At 67.1% G+C, this 15,566-nt stretch carries 14 protein-coding genes; 11 read left to right on the top strand and 3 right to left on the bottom strand.

Annotated elements, in window-relative coordinates:
• Nucleotides 1-23: 23 nt before the first annotated feature.
• The gene (locus KHN93_RS21425) at nucleotides 24-980 is read right to left on the bottom strand and encodes a TerC family protein (protein ID WP_211921391.1); all 957 of its coding nucleotides are present in this window, start codon (nucleotides 978-980) and stop codon (nucleotides 24-26) included.
• Nucleotides 981-1,241: 261 nt separating this feature from the next.
• Here KHN93_RS21425 and KHN93_RS21420 point away from each other — a divergent pair, with 261 nt between their 5' ends.
• Together KHN93_RS21420 and KHN93_RS21415 are read left to right on the top strand one after the other, a co-directional pair.
• Complete coding sequence (locus KHN93_RS21420; protein ID WP_024939159.1) at nucleotides 1,242-2,408, top strand: class I SAM-dependent rRNA methyltransferase; 1,167 nt, start codon at nucleotides 1,242-1,244, stop codon at nucleotides 2,406-2,408.
• 31 nt (nucleotides 2,409-2,439) lie between these two features.
• Nucleotides 2,440-2,757 (top strand): hypothetical protein, encoded by a 318-nt coding sequence (locus tag KHN93_RS21415; protein WP_065046913.1) that lies wholly within the window; start codon nucleotides 2,440-2,442, stop codon nucleotides 2,755-2,757.
• 232 nt (nucleotides 2,758-2,989) lie between these two features.
• Here KHN93_RS21415 and KHN93_RS21695 read toward each other — a convergent pair whose 3' ends face one another.
• Nucleotides 2,990-3,124 carry a hypothetical protein gene (locus KHN93_RS21695; protein ID WP_280518749.1) on the bottom strand — a complete coding sequence of 45 codons (135 nt, stop codon included), beginning with the start codon at nucleotides 3,122-3,124 and terminating at the stop codon, nucleotides 2,990-2,992.
• A gap of 18 nt (nucleotides 3,125-3,142) precedes the next feature.
• A complete protein-coding gene (locus KHN93_RS21655) occupies nucleotides 3,143-3,454 on the bottom strand; it encodes a hypothetical protein (RefSeq protein WP_244812169.1) in 312 nt (103 codons plus the stop codon).
• On the opposite strand from KHN93_RS21655, the gene KHN93_RS21405 reads away from it, so the two are divergent.
• The 9 genes from KHN93_RS21405 to KHN93_RS21365 all read left to right on the top strand — a co-directional run bounded on the left by KHN93_RS21405 (nucleotide 3,411) and on the right by KHN93_RS21365 (nucleotide 15,412).
• On the top strand, nucleotides 3,411-3,833 hold the full coding sequence (locus tag KHN93_RS21405; RefSeq protein ID WP_244812168.1) for a DUF3088 family protein: 423 nt from the start codon (nucleotides 3,411-3,413) through the stop codon (nucleotides 3,831-3,833). The two genes, KHN93_RS21655 and KHN93_RS21405, sit on opposite strands and share 44 nt — an antisense overlap.
• Nucleotides 3,834-3,934: 101 nt before the next feature.
• Nucleotides 3,935-4,522 carry an RNA polymerase sigma factor gene (locus KHN93_RS21400; protein ID WP_104560920.1) on the top strand — a complete coding sequence of 196 codons (588 nt, stop codon included), beginning with the start codon at nucleotides 3,935-3,937 and terminating at the stop codon, nucleotides 4,520-4,522.
• Between the two features lie 2 nt (nucleotides 4,523-4,524).
• Nucleotides 4,525-5,493, top strand: a complete 969-nt coding sequence (locus tag KHN93_RS21395) for a FecR family protein (protein WP_104560919.1) — start codon at nucleotides 4,525-4,527, stop codon at nucleotides 5,491-5,493.
• A 156-nt stretch (nucleotides 5,494-5,649) separates the two neighbouring features.
• A complete protein-coding gene (locus tag KHN93_RS21390; protein ID WP_181141937.1) occupies nucleotides 5,650-8,412 on the top strand; it encodes a TonB-dependent receptor in 2,763 nt (920 codons plus the stop codon).
• Nucleotides 8,413-8,423: 11 nt separating this feature from the next.
• On the top strand, nucleotides 8,424-10,550 hold the full coding sequence (locus tag KHN93_RS21385) for a penicillin acylase family protein (RefSeq protein WP_244812167.1): 2,127 nt from the start codon (nucleotides 8,424-8,426) through the stop codon (nucleotides 10,548-10,550).
• Nucleotides 10,551-10,631: 81 nt separating this feature from the next.
• Entirely contained in the window at nucleotides 10,632-11,108 is a 477-nt protein-coding gene (locus KHN93_RS21380) for a hypothetical protein (RefSeq protein WP_166763786.1), read from the top strand.
• Nucleotides 11,109-11,230: 122 nt separating this feature from the next.
• A complete protein-coding gene (locus KHN93_RS21375) occupies nucleotides 11,231-12,487 on the top strand; it encodes a dipeptidase (RefSeq protein ID WP_211921389.1) in 1,257 nt (418 codons plus the stop codon).
• A gap of 419 nt (nucleotides 12,488-12,906) precedes the next feature.
• Nucleotides 12,907-14,217, top strand: coding sequence for an MFS transporter (locus KHN93_RS21370; protein WP_104560914.1), 1,311 nt, complete (start codon nucleotides 12,907-12,909; stop codon nucleotides 14,215-14,217).
• Between the two features lie 25 nt (nucleotides 14,218-14,242).
• Entirely contained in the window at nucleotides 14,243-15,412 is a 1,170-nt protein-coding gene (locus tag KHN93_RS21365) for a glycerate kinase (protein ID WP_211921387.1), read from the top strand.
• Nucleotides 15,413-15,566: the final 154 nt, after the last annotated feature.

The following is a 15,566-nucleotide window of genomic DNA, read 5'->3' as shown; positions in this document are numbered from 1 at the left end:
CCCTAATCCCGATTCCCAGCACCTCAGTGCCGAGCCGGCTTGGGCGGCCGCAGCAGGCTCAGCACGATGGTGAAGACCAGGATCACGATCACCACCGCCAGCGAGACCAGCACCGGGATCTTGTACAGATCGATGATCATCATCTTGGTGCCGATGAACACCAAGATCACCGCCAGGCCGTACGGCAGCAGGTGGAAGCGGTCGGCCATGCCGGCCAGCAGGAAGAACATCGCGCGCAGGCCCAGCACCGCGAACACGTTGGAGGTCAGCACGATGAACGGGTCGGTGGTGATCGCGAAGATCGCCGGGATGCTGTCCACCGCGAAGATCACATCGATCACCGCAATCAGGATCAGCACCACGAACAGCGGGGTGAACCAACGCTTGCCGTCCTTGATCACGCTCAGCGCATGGCCGTGGTATTGCGGGCTCAGGCGCAGATGGCCGCGCATCCAGCGCAGCACCCGGTTGGCTTCCAGGTCCGGCTCCTTGCCGGCGGAGAACCACATCTTGATGCCGGTCAGCAGCAGGAAGGCGCCGAACACGTACAGCAGCCAATGGAACTTGGTCAGCAGCACCGAGCCGGCGAAGATCATGATCGCGCGCAGCACGATCGCGCCCAGCACGCCGATGATCAGCACGCGCTGGCGCTGCTCCTCGGGCACGCCGAAGTAGGTCATCACCATCAGGAACACGAAGATGTTGTCGACCGCCAGCGATTTCTCGACCAGGTAGCCGGTCAGGAACTCCAGCCCGATGCGGTCGGCCGCCGCATCGCCCATGCTGCCCTGCAGGTACCACCACAGCCCGGCGTTGAAGGCCAGCGCCAGCAGCACCCAGCCGATGCTCCACCAGGTGGCTTCCTTGAAGGTGACCTTGTGGGCACCGCCGTGGCGCATCAGCACCAGATCGACCAACAGCGCCACGATCACCACGATCGCGAAGCCGCCCCATAACCAGACATTGCCAATGGTTTGCATAAAAGAATCCCGAAAGTGAAACGACCTGGACAGCCGGTGGGCTGAGGCCTTGTGACACGGAAATCGTGGATTCCGGGTGACGGACCTTCGCCTGCGCGGCGAAGGTCTCGCTCACAACCGGCCGGGCCGGTTGCCGTTGCACCGGAGCGCCTGATGGCAGGGCTCGTCATGACGGCGACAACGCTGGGAGCTACTCCCCTTCTGCAGCCGATTCTGCGTGCCCGGGGCAGGCACGTCAATCCAGCCGGATACAATGGGCGGATGAATACTCCTGTCCCCGTCGTCCGACTCAAGAATGCGTGGCGCTCCAGCCACCCGTGGATCTTCCAGAAGCTGGTGGAAAAGCCCGCCGCCAAGCCCAAACCCGGCACCATCGTCGATGTGGTCGGCGTGGACGGGGAGTGGGTCGGCCGCGGCTTCTACAACGGCCACTCGCGCATCGCCGTGCGCATCCTGGAGACCGACCAGGCGGTGCCGGTGGATGCGGGCTGGTTTTCGCGCAAGATCGCCGCGGCAGTGAGCCTGCGCCGCGACTGGCTCAAACTCGACGCGGTGTCCGATGCCTGGCGCGTGGTGCACAGCGAAGGCGACGGCCTGTCCGGCTTGGTGGTGGACCGCTATGGCGACCTGGTGGTGGTGGAGTTCTTCGCCGCCGGCATGTTCCGCCACCGCGAATGGATCTACGAGGCGCTGCGCGAGCAGTTCCCGGGCTGCCGCTTCCACAGCTTTGCCGACGAACACGTGCAGAAGCAGGAAAGCTTCGATTTCCACGGCAACACCACCACCGAAGCGTCGGTGATCACCGAGTACGGCATCAAGTTCCGCGCCGACCCGGCCGGTGCGCACAAGACCGGCTTCTTCGCCGACCAGCGCGAGAACCGCCAGTGGCTGAGCGAGCAGGTCGAAGGCAAGAGCGTGCTGGACCTGTGCTGCAACACCGGCGGCTTTGCGGTGTATGCGGCCGCTCGCGGCGCGTCCGAGGTGCTGGGCGTGGACATCGACGAGGACGTGATCGCCATCGCCAAGGGCAACGCCAAGCTCAACAACGTGCGGCCGAAGTTCGTGCAGGCCGACATCTTCCCCTGGCTGCGCGATGCCTCCAACCGCGGCGAGCAGTTCGATGTGGTGATCCTGGACCCGGCCAAGATGACCCGCGACCGCGAGCAGGTGATTCCGGCGCTGAAGAAGTACCTGGACATGAACAAGCTGGCGCTGGGCGTGGTCAAGCCCGGTGGCCTGTTCGCCACCTTCTCGTGCACCGGGCTGGTGGCCGAACAGGAGTTCCTGGACATGCTGCGGCGCGCCTCGTATTTCTCCGGGCGCACCATCCAGATCCTGAAGGTGGCCGGTGCCGGTCCGGACCACCCGTTCATGGCGCACGTGCAGGAATCGCGCTATCTGAAGGCTGTTTTCTGCCGCGTGATCTAGCGCGGCGATCAACCCCTGGAGCGGCCAGTCGATGACAGCGGACGATGAGGAACGCAAGGCGCTGACCCGGTTGCTGCGCGAGATCGAGCGGCCCCATGCCAGTCTGCTGGCCAGCAACTGGCCGGTATTCGGCGTGTGGCTGCTGTTCGCCGGCGCCTTCATGTACCTGTTCCAGACCGGTAGCGGTTCGCCGTTGCATCCATTGCTGCTGGCGCTGGGCTCGACCTGCCTGGGCGTGCTCGGTGCCTGGATCGTGCTGCGCTCGGTATGGGCGCGGCAGTGGCTGCATGTGCGCGAGCACGTCGATGTCGAGAGCGTGCGCGCGCGCCTGGCCGAACTGGGCGATTGAACGACGCGCAATACCACTGCGCGCCGATCGGGCGCGTGCGATGGATTGCGCGCAGGCCAGATCAAATCGCTTGCGTGCTGCGTGCTGCGCGCTGCGTGCAGCCCACTTGCGAACATCCGATCGCTCCTGCCAGCCGCGCGACATACCGCGTGTCGCAGGCCATATGCGGTCTGCGCGTATCGGTCACATCAGGCGATGACCTGCGGTGGGTTGCAGCTGCAGCGGCAACCGATCACCCAGCCAGCGGGCGTGCGGTGATTTCCGGCACGGCCTGGGACAGCTCGACACCGAACTCGGGATTGCGCATCGCCGCGCCATCGGCATAGCCGTGGAACACGCCTTGGGTGGGCGTGGTGCCTTTGCGCAATTCGATATCGTCACGCACCTACGCGGTGCCGGCAATGTTGACTGCACCGAACGCGCCCGGCCTCCTGAAGATGGTACTGGCCTGCGCATCGGCGCCGATCTTTGCGTCCGCATGCCACCCAGTCAGACCGCCAAGTACCGCATCGCCCTGCACGGTGCCGCCGATCACCGTGGCGTGGCCATTCGCATGGCAGCGCGCCCTGGTGCGTGGCGCGCCTGCATAACCCAAAGCAGTCAGGTCATTGCCAACGGCCATTTCGTTGGCCGCATCTGAGCGGACATTGTCGATGTCTGCCGCGATCTGCGCGGCGGCGGTCACCAGGCTGGACACACCCGCATCGATCGCGATCGATGCTTCCGCGCAGCGAGGACGCCACCGCCATGTCCGATTCGTCCACCTCCGCGCTGTCCGGAGCCAAACCGGTTCTGCTGTTGCTGGAGCACGACTCGAAGATCCCAAGCAGGCCGGCCGCCGCTTCTTCTGTCGCCATGGCTGGTTGCTGGAAGTTGCGTTGTCGGGCATCGATGGAGTGCACGGCCGGCTGGAGATGCGCCGGATCGGCTTCCCGCGGCCGCGTCGCGAAGTGATCGGCCTGGTCGGCGAAAGCGACCGATCGCTGCCCACGCTGGTGACCTGCAGCGCGCGCTGCGCGGGTAGTGCCATCGCAGCGAACCACCCGTCAGAGGGCATGGCGGAGTTGCGTCGCTGACGCATCGTGCCTTTGAAGAGCAGGTCATTCGCTCGAATCCCCCGGAGAACGCAATGACTTCCTCACTTCGACGTGCGGGCACGTCAGCGGCCGCGTCCTAGATGCCGGCCATCGAGTCCCAGCGCGCCGCCTGGTTGGCGACGCAGGTCCTGCCGCACGAGCCGGCGCTGCGGCGCTGGCTGCGCAAGCACGCCCCCGGCAACGTCGATTGCGACGATGTCATCCAGGAGACCTACGCCATCCTGGCCGGGTTGGGCGAGGTGGGCCATATCGCCAACCCGCGCGCCTATCTGTTCACCGCCGCGCAGTCGGTGCTGCTGCAGCAGGTGCGCCGCGCCAGAATTGTTTCGATCGAAAGCGTGGCGGAAATCGAGCGCCTGGACATCACACAGGACGAGCGCTCACCCGAGCGCCACGCCATTGCCGGTCAGGAGCTGCGCCGCATCGGCGAAGCGCTGGCGGCACTGCCGGACAAATGCCGCCAGGTGTTTCTGCTGCGCAAGGTCGATGGCCTGTCGCAGCGCGAGATCGCCGCGCGGCTCGGAATCAGCGAGAACACCGTGGAAAAACACATCGTGAAGGGGTTGCGGCTGCTGATGGCGCGGATGGGCCGCACCCCCGCACCCGCACCGAGTGCCGGCCAGGCCGCGCCGGCCACGCGCCTGGCCGATCCGCAGCGCGGCAGCTGAGCATGCGCAGCATCGACGACATTGCCGCCGCCTGGGTGGGCCGCGAAGACGGCGACCGGCTCACGCCGGCTGAGCGCATGCAGCGCGACCGCTGGCTGGCCGAAGACGTGCGCCATCGCGGTGCCTATGCACGTGCGCACGCGGTGCACCTGCATTTCGATCGCGCGCGTGCGTTGGGGCAGGGCTTTGGCGCGGAAGCGACGCGTTCACGGCGCACGCATCGACGCGGCAGGTGGCTGGCCGCACTGGCCGCCTGTGTGGTCGCTGCGGCCACCGGCATGCTGGCATTGCAGCAGGCCGTGCCCGACCACGGCGCGCCCGGCAGCGGCCATCACCTCACCCGCATCGGCGAGGTATTGCGCCTGCCGTTGGCAGACGGCTCGGCGGTGACGCTGAACTCCGGCTCGGAGGTGGTGGTGGAGTTCAGCGTGGCCCGTCGCCAGGTCCAGTTGCTGCGCGGTGAAGCCTTGTTCGACGTGGCCAAGGACCGCCATCGCCCGTTCGTGGTGATGGCGGCCGGCGCGGAAGTGCGCGCGGTCGGCACCAGTTTCAGCGTGCGTCGGCGGCAGGACGATGCCGTCAAGGTCGTCGTGCGCGAAGGCACCGTCGACGTGGAAGCCGACCAGCGCGCACCGCAGCGGGTGACAGCCAACATGCTGGCCATGGTCAGCCCGACGCGGGCGGTGCAGGTGCAACCGCTGCCAGCACGGCGCGTGCAGCAGTTGCTGGTCTGGCGCGAGGGCATGATCGCCTTCGACGGCGACACCTTGGCGCAGGCCGCTGCCGAATTCGCCCGCTACAACGACATGCGCATCCTGATCGACGACCCCGCGGTGGCGCGGCGCACCGTGGTCGGCCTGTACTCGGCCAACGACCCGGAAGGCTTTGCACGCTCCGTTGCGCTGAGCATGGGCCTGCAGATCGAACACACCCGTGGCGGCATCCACCTGCGCGGCGCACTCGCGCAGTGAGGTGCAGCGCTGCACGTCACCACCAGCGATGTCGATGGCGGAAAAGCGGCGGCGACGCATCCAACAGACAGGGGGCCACACAGCAACGGTGACAACGACCGGACAGCGGCGCACGCGCGCCAGCGGAGAGCAGTGATGCAGGCAGCAAGCAGGCGTTTGAGCAAGGCCATCGGCACCGCCGTGGCGATGATGGCAGCGGGACATGCGGTGGCAGCGTCAGCGCAGGGGCGCACCTTTTCGCTCCCCGAGAGCAATGCGGTGGTGGCGTTGCCGGAGTTTGCGCGGCAGGCCGGGGTGCAGATCGTGGCACCCGGTGAATACCTGCAGCAGGTCCGCACGCCGGCCGTGCAGGGCACGCTGGAATCGCGCGTGGCCTTGCGGCAGTTGCTGGCCGGCACCGGATTGAGCGTGGTCGAAGACGATGGCGAACGCATCACGCTGACCTCGGCGCAGCCGCTGACGGCCGCGCTCCACGGCCATCCGGGGACGGGGTATGCGCAGGTGGACGCATCCGCAACCACGCCACCAGCGTCATCGCCACCCGCAGATGCCGCCGTCGGCAATCTGGATGCGGTGGTGGTCACCGGCGCGCGCGGCGTGCAGCGCACCGTCACCGAAAGTCCCACCCCGATCGATGTGATCGGCGCGGCGGAACTGGAAAAGACCGGTCGCCCTGGCTTGCTGGCGGCGCTCAACGATCTGGTGCCGTCATTCAATGCGCCAGCCAAATCCGGCAACGGCACCTCGTATGTGATCGCCACCGGCGGGCTGCGCGGGCTCAATCCGGATCACACCCTGGTGCTGGTCAACGGCAAACGCCGCCATCGCACCGCCAGCATCAACATCGCCGGCATCGTCGGGCGCGGCTCGGTGCCGGTGGACATGAGCCTGATTCCGGTCTCGGCGGTGGACCACATCGAGGTGCTGCGCGATGGCGCGGCCGCGCAATACGGTTCGGATGCGATCGCCGGCGTCATCAACATCCTTCTCAAATCCGACGCCGAGGGCGGCAAGGCCGACATCCTGTGGGGCCAGAACATCGACCGCGCCGATGGCGACAGCAGCAGCGCCAGCGTCGGCAAGGGCCTGGCACTGGGCAGCGACGGCTTCGTCTATCTGGCCGCAGACGCCAGGTATCAGCAGACCTCCAATCGCGCAGTGCCGGTGGCCGACGATTACCGGCTGTACTACCCGGTCAACGGCCAGCCGGACCCGCGCGAGGCCACCGCCGACCGCCTGATCACACGCAACTTCGGCCAGCCCTGGCAGAAGGGCGCCAACCTGTCCTACAACGCCGAACTCGGCCTGGGCGGTGACCTGCGTGGCTATTCCTACGCAACCTACAGCCGCCGCCTAAGCGACCTGGAATGGTCGTTCCGCAATCCCAACGCCAACAACACCCTGCAAGAAATTTATCCGGACGGTTACAGCCCGCGCCTGCGCATCGACGAGACCGATTACGAGTTCACTGCCGGCATCAAGGACCTGTGGGGTGAGTGGGACTGGGACCTGGCCACCAGCTACGGCCGCAACGCCTCCGAACGCGACGGCCTGCACACGCTCAACGCTAGCCTGGGGCCGACCAGCCCCACCGCGTTCTATCTGGGCCAGCTGACCTCCACCGACTGGACCACCAGCCTGGACATCACCCGCGGCCTGCAACTGGCCGAGCGCCCGCTGCAGGTGTCGCTGGGCGTGCAATACCGCTACGAGAAATACCAGATCCAGGCCGGCGAGCAGGCGGCGTATGCGGCCGGTGACTACGTGTTTCCGGCTAGCCATCCGCGTGCCGGGCAGGCACCGCCGCCCGGCGCACAGGGCGCGATCACCTTCCAGCCCGATGAGGCCGGCAGCCTGGATCGCAACAGCGGCGCGGCCTATGTCGATCTGACCTGGGACGTGGCCGACAGCGTGTCGCTGGGCCTGGCCGGGCGCTACGAGCGCTTCGACGATTCGGCCGGCGACACTGCGGTAGGCAAGTTCACCGCGCGCTGGGCCATCACCCCCGCCTTCGCGCTGCGTGGCGCGGCCAGCACCGGCTTCCGCGCGCCCGCGTTGGCGCAGGCCTTGTACGCGGCCACCAACAGCAGCTGGCGCACGCTGGACAACGGCGATCGCGAACTGTTCCTGGCCAAGACGCTACCGGTGGATTCCCCCGCCGCGCTGGCACTGGGCGCCGAGCCGCTGAAGCCGGAGGAATCCACCAACGCCAGCATCGGCTTCACCTACAACCCCTCGCGCGCGCTCAGCCTCACCGTGGATGCCTACCGCATCGATCTGCACGACCGCATCGGCATGACTGGCTACATCACCGGTGCGGCGATCACCGACCTGCTCACCCGCGCCGGCGTGTCCGGGGTCGACAGCGCGCAGTACTTCACCAACGCCATCGATACCCGCACCGAAGGCGTGGACGTGGTGGCGACCTGGCGCATGGAGGCCGGCGACTGGGGCCGGGTCAACTGGAACCTGGGCTACAACTACAACACCACCGAGATCACCCGCATTGCCGACAACCCGGCCGCACTGGACTCGCTGGGCGCCGGCTACGAACTGTTCGACCGTGCCTCGCGCGGCTATCTGTCGCGCACTCCGCGCAGCAAGGTGTTGCTGGGCGGCAACTGGGTGATCGGCGACTTCGCGCTCAACGTGCGCGTCAACCGCTTCGGCAGTTTCGATGTGCTGGAGAACAACCCGGCCAACGACGAACACGTGCCGGCCAAATGGATCACCGATCTGGAAGCGTCCTACGCACTGTCCGGGCGCATCACCTGGACGCTGGGCGCCAACAACCTGTTCAACCAATACCCGAAGAACATCGGCGCGGTCGCCAGCACCGGCAGCGGTTTCTACGTCACCAGCGTGCCGTACGGCTTCACCGGCGGGTCCTATTACACCAAGTTGACCTACACCTTTTGAGGAGTGATCCAGTGCCGCGACTTTCTTCGATGCGGGCGCATGCGCGCAGCGCTTCCCTCTGCGCGGGGCTGTTGATCGCATTGTTCTGCGCCCCGCAGGCGGCCGGCGCCGGCAAGGGCAGCGGCGAAATCCTGTGGGACCGCTACGGCGTGCCGCATATCTATGCCAGGACCGAAGCCGGCACCTTCTACGGCTTCGGCTGGGCGCAGACCCACAGCCACGGCAATCTGTTGCTGCATCTCTATGGCGAAGCCCGCGGCCGCGCCGCCGAATACTGGGGCGAGAAGTACGCCGAACAGGATCGCTGGCTGACCAGCAACGATGTCTACCCACGCGCGCAGCAGTGGTACCGACAACAGACCCCGGGCTTTCGGGCCGACCTGGACGCATTCGCGCAAGGCATCAACGACTACGCGGCCGCACACCCGCAGGCCCTGGACCCAGAGGTCAAGGTGGTGCTGCCGATCACCGGCGTGGACGTGGTGGCGCACGCGCACCGGTTGATGAATTACGTCTACATCGCCTCGCCGGCCAAGGTGCTGGGCGAGCCACCCAAGGACGGCCAGGCCCGCGATGGCTCCAACGCCTGGGCGCTGATGCCCAAGAAGACCCGCGACGGCCACGCCATGCTGCTGGCCAACCCGCATCTGCCCTGGGGCAGCGGCTTTTTCACCTATTACGAAGCGCATCTCAACGGACCGGGAGTGGATCTGTATGGCGCCACCCAGGTGGGCCTGCCGATCCTGCGTTTCGGCTTCAACAAGCAACTGGGTTTCACCAATACGGTGAACACGCTGCTGGGCCAGACCACCTACAAACTCACGTTGTCGGGCGAGGGCTATCTGCTGGACGGCAAACTGCTGCCGTTCAAGCGGGAAACCAGAACGCTGAAGATCCGCCAGGCCGATGGCGCGCTGAAAGAACAGACCTTGCAGGTGCGGCAGTCGGTGCACGGGCCGGTGTTCGAACGTTACGACGGCAGCACTGTGGCATTGCGTGTGGCCGGCCTGGATCGGCCCGACATGCTCAAGCAGTACTGGGACATGGGCAAGGCGCAGGACTTTGCGCAGTTCCAGCGCGCGCTGAAACAACTGCAGGTGCCAATGTTCAACATCGTCTATGCCGACAACGCCGGCAACGTGCTGTTCCTGGACAACGGCATCCTGCCCAAACATGCCCAGGGCGATCTGAAGTACTGGAGCGGGCTGGTGCCGGGCGATACCGCGTCCACGCTATGGAGCGATGTGCACAGCTACGACGAGCTGCCCAAGGTGATCAACCCGGCAGGTGGCTTCGTGCAGAACACCAACGACCCGCCGTGGCTGGCCAGTTGGCCGCGCGTGCTTGACCCAAAAAAATTCCCGGCCTATGTCGCACCGACGGGGCCGATGTCGCTGCGCGCGCAGAACTCGGTGAAGATGCTGGCCGAGCACGACAGCATCGACTTCGACCAGTTGGTGGCGCTCAAGCGCACCGCGCAGGCGCTGGCGGCCGATCGCACGTTGCCGCAGCTGTACGCTGCCGCCGCAGACAGCACCGATCCGGACATCCTCGCTGCGGTCAAGGTGCTCAAGGCCTGGGACCGCCACTTCGAAGCCGACAGCCGTGGCGCGCTGTTGTTTGAGCAATGGGCGCGCTTGTTCACCGGCGATGCGCGCTATCTCTCGCAGGCCGGCTATGCCACGCCGTGGTCGCTGGACGCTCCGCTGACCACGCCCAGCGGCCTGAAGGACCCGGCGCTGGCGCTGCGTCAACTCAAGCAGGCCGTTGCCAGCACCAGGCAGGCCTATGGCGCCATCGACCGCCCGTACGGCGAGGTGTCGCGCTTCCACCTGGGCGATGTCGATGTGCCCGGCCGCGGCGGTTTCGGCAATCTCGGCGCGTTCGACGTAATTACCTGGAACCCGCCCAATGCCGATGGCCAACGCCTGCCGCAGCACGGCGAAACCTGGGTCTCGCTGGTGGAGTTTTCCACCCCGATCAAGGCCAAGGGCCTGATGAGTTATGGCAATGCCAGCCAGCCAGGCTCGGCGCATATCAACGACCAGCTGCAGCTGCTGTCCAAAGGCGAGTTCCGCACCTTGTGGACCACCCGCGAGCAGGTCGAACAGCACCTGGAATCACGCACCGACTTCTGACGATTACCCCGACGATCGCCCCAGCTTGAAGCAGCTACCCGACAGCACCGCCCGCCATCCCAGCATCCAAGGACACAGACCATGCGCACCTTTCCGACCGCCGCCCTGTTCGCCGTCGTGGCGTTGACCGCCACGTTCACCGCGTCTGCGGCCGATCCGCATGACGGCGCCTGGACCCTGGTGGAATCCAAATCCAACTGGAGCGACGGCAAGTTCCCCAAGGGCATGCGGCTGACTATCAACGTGCAGTTCTCCGACAACCGCATCGAATACCACTCCATCAACACCACCCGCCCTGACACTCCGTACAAGGTCGACTACGTCACCACGCTGGATGGCAAACCCAGCCCGCTCAACGAGCAGGCGCGCTTCAACCAGATCGCGGTGAGCAAGACCGGCGCCGACACCTACCAGATCCTCAAGATGAAGGACGACGACGTGATCGTCGGCGAGTTCTGGACGTTTTCCGCAGACGGCAAGACGCTGATCCGCAATGGCGTGGGCAAGTCGCCGGAAGGCAAATCCAAGGCCTACCACGAGTTCTTCGAACGCAAGTGAGCACTGGCGCGTGGTCGCGGGCAGCAATGTCTGCGACCACGCGCCACGACAGCCAGTGATCGTGCAGCGGCTGAGGCAAGCGCAGCTATGATCGATGCACCCCCCATCTTCTGCGAGCTGCCATGACCCTGCATCGCCTGTGCACCGCCATCCTGCTCAGTCTGGCCGTGGCCGCACCCGGCCACGCGCTGGAGTTTTCCAAGGCCGAACTGGCGCGCGCCACGGCGCTGCAAAAACGCCTGGTCACGCTGGATTCGCATCTGGACACGCCGGCCAACCTGGAGCGCCCCGACTTCGACGTGTTGCAGGCGCATGCCGGCAACCGGCTGTCGCAGGTGGACTACCCGCGCATGGTCGAAGGCGCGCTGGATGGCGGCTTCTGGGCGGTCTACACCGGGCAGGGCAATCGCAGTGCGGCCGCGCACCTGGACGATCGTGATGCCGGTCTGCAGCGGCTGTTGAAGATCCACACGCTGCTGGCCGCGCAACCGCAGCGCTTCGCCTTCGCCACCACGCCCGCCGATGCCGCGCGCATCAAGGCCGATCGCAAGCGCGTGGTGTACATCAGCATGGAAAACGCCAGCCCGCTGGTGGCCGACCCCACACTGCTGCGCTTCTATTACGCGCAGGGCCTGCGCCTGATGAGCACCGTGCATTTTCTCAACAACGAGTTCGCCGACTCGGCCACCGACCCCAAGGGGCCGGAGTGGAAGGGCCTGAGCCCGGCCGGCAAGCAACTGGTGCAGCAGGCGCAGGCGCTGGGCATCGTGATCGATCAATCGCATGCCTCCGATGCGGTGTTCGACCAGTTGATCGCACTGTCGCCGGTGCCGATCGTGCTCTCGCACAGTGGCGCACGTGCGGTGTTTAACCATCCGCGCAATATCGACGACGCGCGGCTGAAGGTGCTGGCCGAGCACGGCGGGGTGATCCAGGTGAATTCCTACGGCGGCTATCTGGTCGACAGCGGCGCCAGCCCCGAGCGCAAGGCCGCCGAGAAGGCGCTGACCGAGCAATATGGCGGCTGGGAGCACATCAAGATCGCCGACGGCACGGCCCTGAGCGCCGCGCTCAAGGAGCTGGATGCGCGCTACCCGATCAAGCGCGCCACCGAGGAGGACTTCTTCGCCCATCTGGAGCATGTGCTCAAGGTGGTCGGGCCCGAGCACGTGGGCATCGGCATGGACTGGGACGGCGGCGGTGGCGTGGTCGGCCTGGAAGACGTCTCCGACCTGCCGCGCATCACCGCCTGGCTGCTGCGCAAGGGCTACACCGAGCAGCAGATCGCCGGCATCTGGGGCGGCAACCTGCTGCGGGTGATGGGGCAGGCGCAGGCGTATGCGGTGGGGAATGGGGAATCGGGAGTGGGGAATCGGTAGAGCGCGGGAGTTGGGATTGGGGATTCGAGATTCGCAAAGCCTAGGGGGTCTGTCGTGCGGGGCTGGGTGCTGCGTCGGGCTTGGCGGTGGGGCGCCGGCTTGGTTGTTGGTGCAGGGCTGGGGTAAGGCGCGTCGCCGCTAGTTGTCAGCCAGGTAGTTGGGGGCGGGTCGCCGTCGCTGCATCGGGCGCCAGCCTGCACCAACAGCATGGTTGCTGTTGCGTTCCGAGCCCGGCACACGCCGGGTGTGGTTGTGGTTGATTTGGGCAGTTGCACAAAAACCGGCGTCTGCCTGCCCGCAGACAGGCAGCAGGCTGACGATGCTTCCGGGAAAAAGCTCCAACTAGAATGCGCCGACCCCTGTGTGGTGCCGATGTCAGCACTGCGCGCCGGTGGGCCCACCGACTGCTGGAGCGTGCGATGACCCAAGCCACCCGGCCACTGCCGCCCCCCGATGGCATGGCCCCGACCTACCGCAAGATCCTGTGGCGGCTGATCCCGTTCCTGTTCGTCTGCTACCTGTTCAACTACCTGGACCGGGTCAACGTGGGCTTCGCCAAGCTGCAGATGCTTGGCGATCTGGGCATGAGCGAGACCGTGTACGGGCTGGGTGCGGGCATCTTCTTCATCGGCTACCTGGCCTGCGGGGTGCCGAGCAATCTGATCCTGCAGCGCATCGGTGCGCGCCGCTGGGTGGCGATCATGATGGTCAGCTGGGGCCTGCTGTCGACCTGCCTGATGTTCGTGCGCACGCCTGCCGGCTTCTACACCCTGCGCCTGCTCACCGGCGCGGCCGAGGCCGGCTTCTTCCCCGGCATCGTGCTGTACCTGACGCGCTGGTTTCCGCGCGCCCAGCATGGCCGGGTCATGACCGTCTTCATGTCGGCCATCCCGATCTCCGGCTTGCTGGGCGGGCCGTTGTCGGGCTGGATCCTCGGCCATTTCTCGGCCGGGCAGGGCGGTCTGGCCGGCTGGCAGTGGATGTTCCTGCTGCAGGGCCTGCCAACCGTGCTGCTGGGCATCGGGGTGTGGTTCCTGCTCAGCGATGGCGTGCAGCAGGCGACCTGGCTGGACCCGCAGCAGAAGCACGCACTGACCCGCGCGCTGGCCGCCGACGAAGCCGGCAAGCCGGCCGGCGCCTCCAGCTCGCTGGGCGCGGTGCTGCGCAGCCCGGCGGTATGGATGCTGGGCACGGTGTACTTCTGCATCCAGAGCGGGGTGTATGCGATCAACTTCTGGCTGCCTTCGATCATCCAGGGCAGCGGCGTCACCGACCCGACCCGGATCGGCCTGATGAGCGCCATCCCGTACCTGGCCGCAGCGGTGTTCATGCTGCTGATGGGGCGCTCGGCCGACCGTCGCCGCGAGCGCCGCTGGCACCTGGTGATCCCGTTGCTGATGGGGGCGGCCGGGCTGTGCATCGCCGCCAGCGTCACCGACAACCTGGCTCTGGCCCTGTTCGGCATGACCCTGGCCACGATGGGCGCGGTCAGTGGCTTGCCGCTGTTCTGGCCGCTGACCAACGGCTTTCTCACCGCCGCCGCCGCGGCCGGCGGGCTGGCGCTGATCAACTCCACCGGCCAGGTCGCCGGCTTCGTCAGCCCGTACCTGGTGGGCTGGATCAAGGACGCCACCCACAGCACCGAGCTGGCGCTGTACGTGCTGGCCGGGGCCATGCTGCTGGGCGCCGCGCTGGTGCTGCGGGTGCCGGCACGCGCGGTGAACCAGTGATGCGTCCGTCCCAGCGAGTGTGCCCATGAAGATCGTCATCGCCCCCGATTCCTACAAGGAAAGTCTGTCCGCGCTGGAGGTGGCCACCCAGATCGAGGCCGGCTTCCGCGAGGTATTCCCCGACTGGCAATACCGCAAGGTGCCGGTGGCCGATGGCGGCGAAGGCACGGTCGACGCGTTGGTGGCGGCCACCGGCGGGCGGGTGATCGACTGCACGGTCAGCGGCCCGCTCGGCACCCCGGTGCAGGCGTTCTTCGGCCTGACCGGCGACGGCCGCACCGCGGTGATCGAAATGGCCGCCGCCAGCGGCCTTGCGCTGGTGCCGCCGGCCGAGCGCGCGCCGCTGCGCACCAGCACCGCGGGCGTGGGCGAATTGATCCTGGCCGCGCTGGATGCCGGCGCGCGGCGCTTCATCATCGGCATCGGCGGCAGCGCCACCAACGACGGCGGCGCCGGCCTGGCGCAGGCGCTGGGCGTGCGGCTGCTGGATGCGCAGGGCGAGTCGATCGGCCCCGGCGGCGGCGCGCTGGCGACGCTGGCCCGCATCGACACGCAGGACCTGGACCTGCGGCTGCAGGACTGCCAGTTCGAAGTGGCCTGCGATGTGGACAACCCGCTGATCGGCCCGACCGGCGCCTCGGCGGTATTCGGCCCGCAGAAGGGTGCCACCCCCAGCATGGTGCGCCAGCTCGACAGCAACCTGCAGCGCTACGCCGATGTGCTGCAACGCGACCTGGGCGTGCGCCTGCACGACCTGCCCGGCGGCGGTGCGGCCGGCGGCCTGGGCGCGGCGCTGGTGGCCTACCTGGGCGCGCAGTTGCGGCCCGGCGTGGAGATCGTCGCGCAGGCGCTGGGGCTGGATGCCCTGGTCGCCCAGGCCGATCTGGTCATCACCGGCGAAGGCCGCCTGGACAGCCAGAGCCTGCACGGCAAGACCCCGGTGGGCGTGGCGCGGCTGGCGCAGCGGCACGGCAAGCCGGTGATCGCCATCGCCGGTTGCCTGGGCAATGGCGCTGTGCTGCTGCATGGGCACGGCATTGATGCGATGTTTGCGGTGGTGCATCGCGCCTGCACGGTGGAGCAGGCGCTGGCCGAAGCCGCCAGCAACGTGCGCATCGCCGCACGCAATGTGGCCGCGGCGCTGCAGCTGGGCCAGGCCTTGGCGCAGTTGCCTGCGCGTGCAGCCACGCGCTGACGGCAGCGCGCGGGATGCCGTGCGCAGGCTGTGCCACGCGGTCGCCACGTGATCCACTGGCGCTGCCTGCCTGATGCATGAGCGCTGCACCGTCACGCAGCACCGAACATGCCACCGTGTCCTCCCCCCGATCGCGCCAACAGACCCCACGCCC

It is taken from the genome of Xanthomonas arboricola pv. juglandis, from assembly GCF_905367715.1.
GTDB classification, from domain to species: domain Bacteria; phylum Pseudomonadota; class Gammaproteobacteria; order Xanthomonadales; family Xanthomonadaceae; genus Xanthomonas; species Xanthomonas arboricola.
Note: the sequence above shows the minus strand (reverse complement) of the source record. Positions and strands in the feature narration are given on the sequence as shown.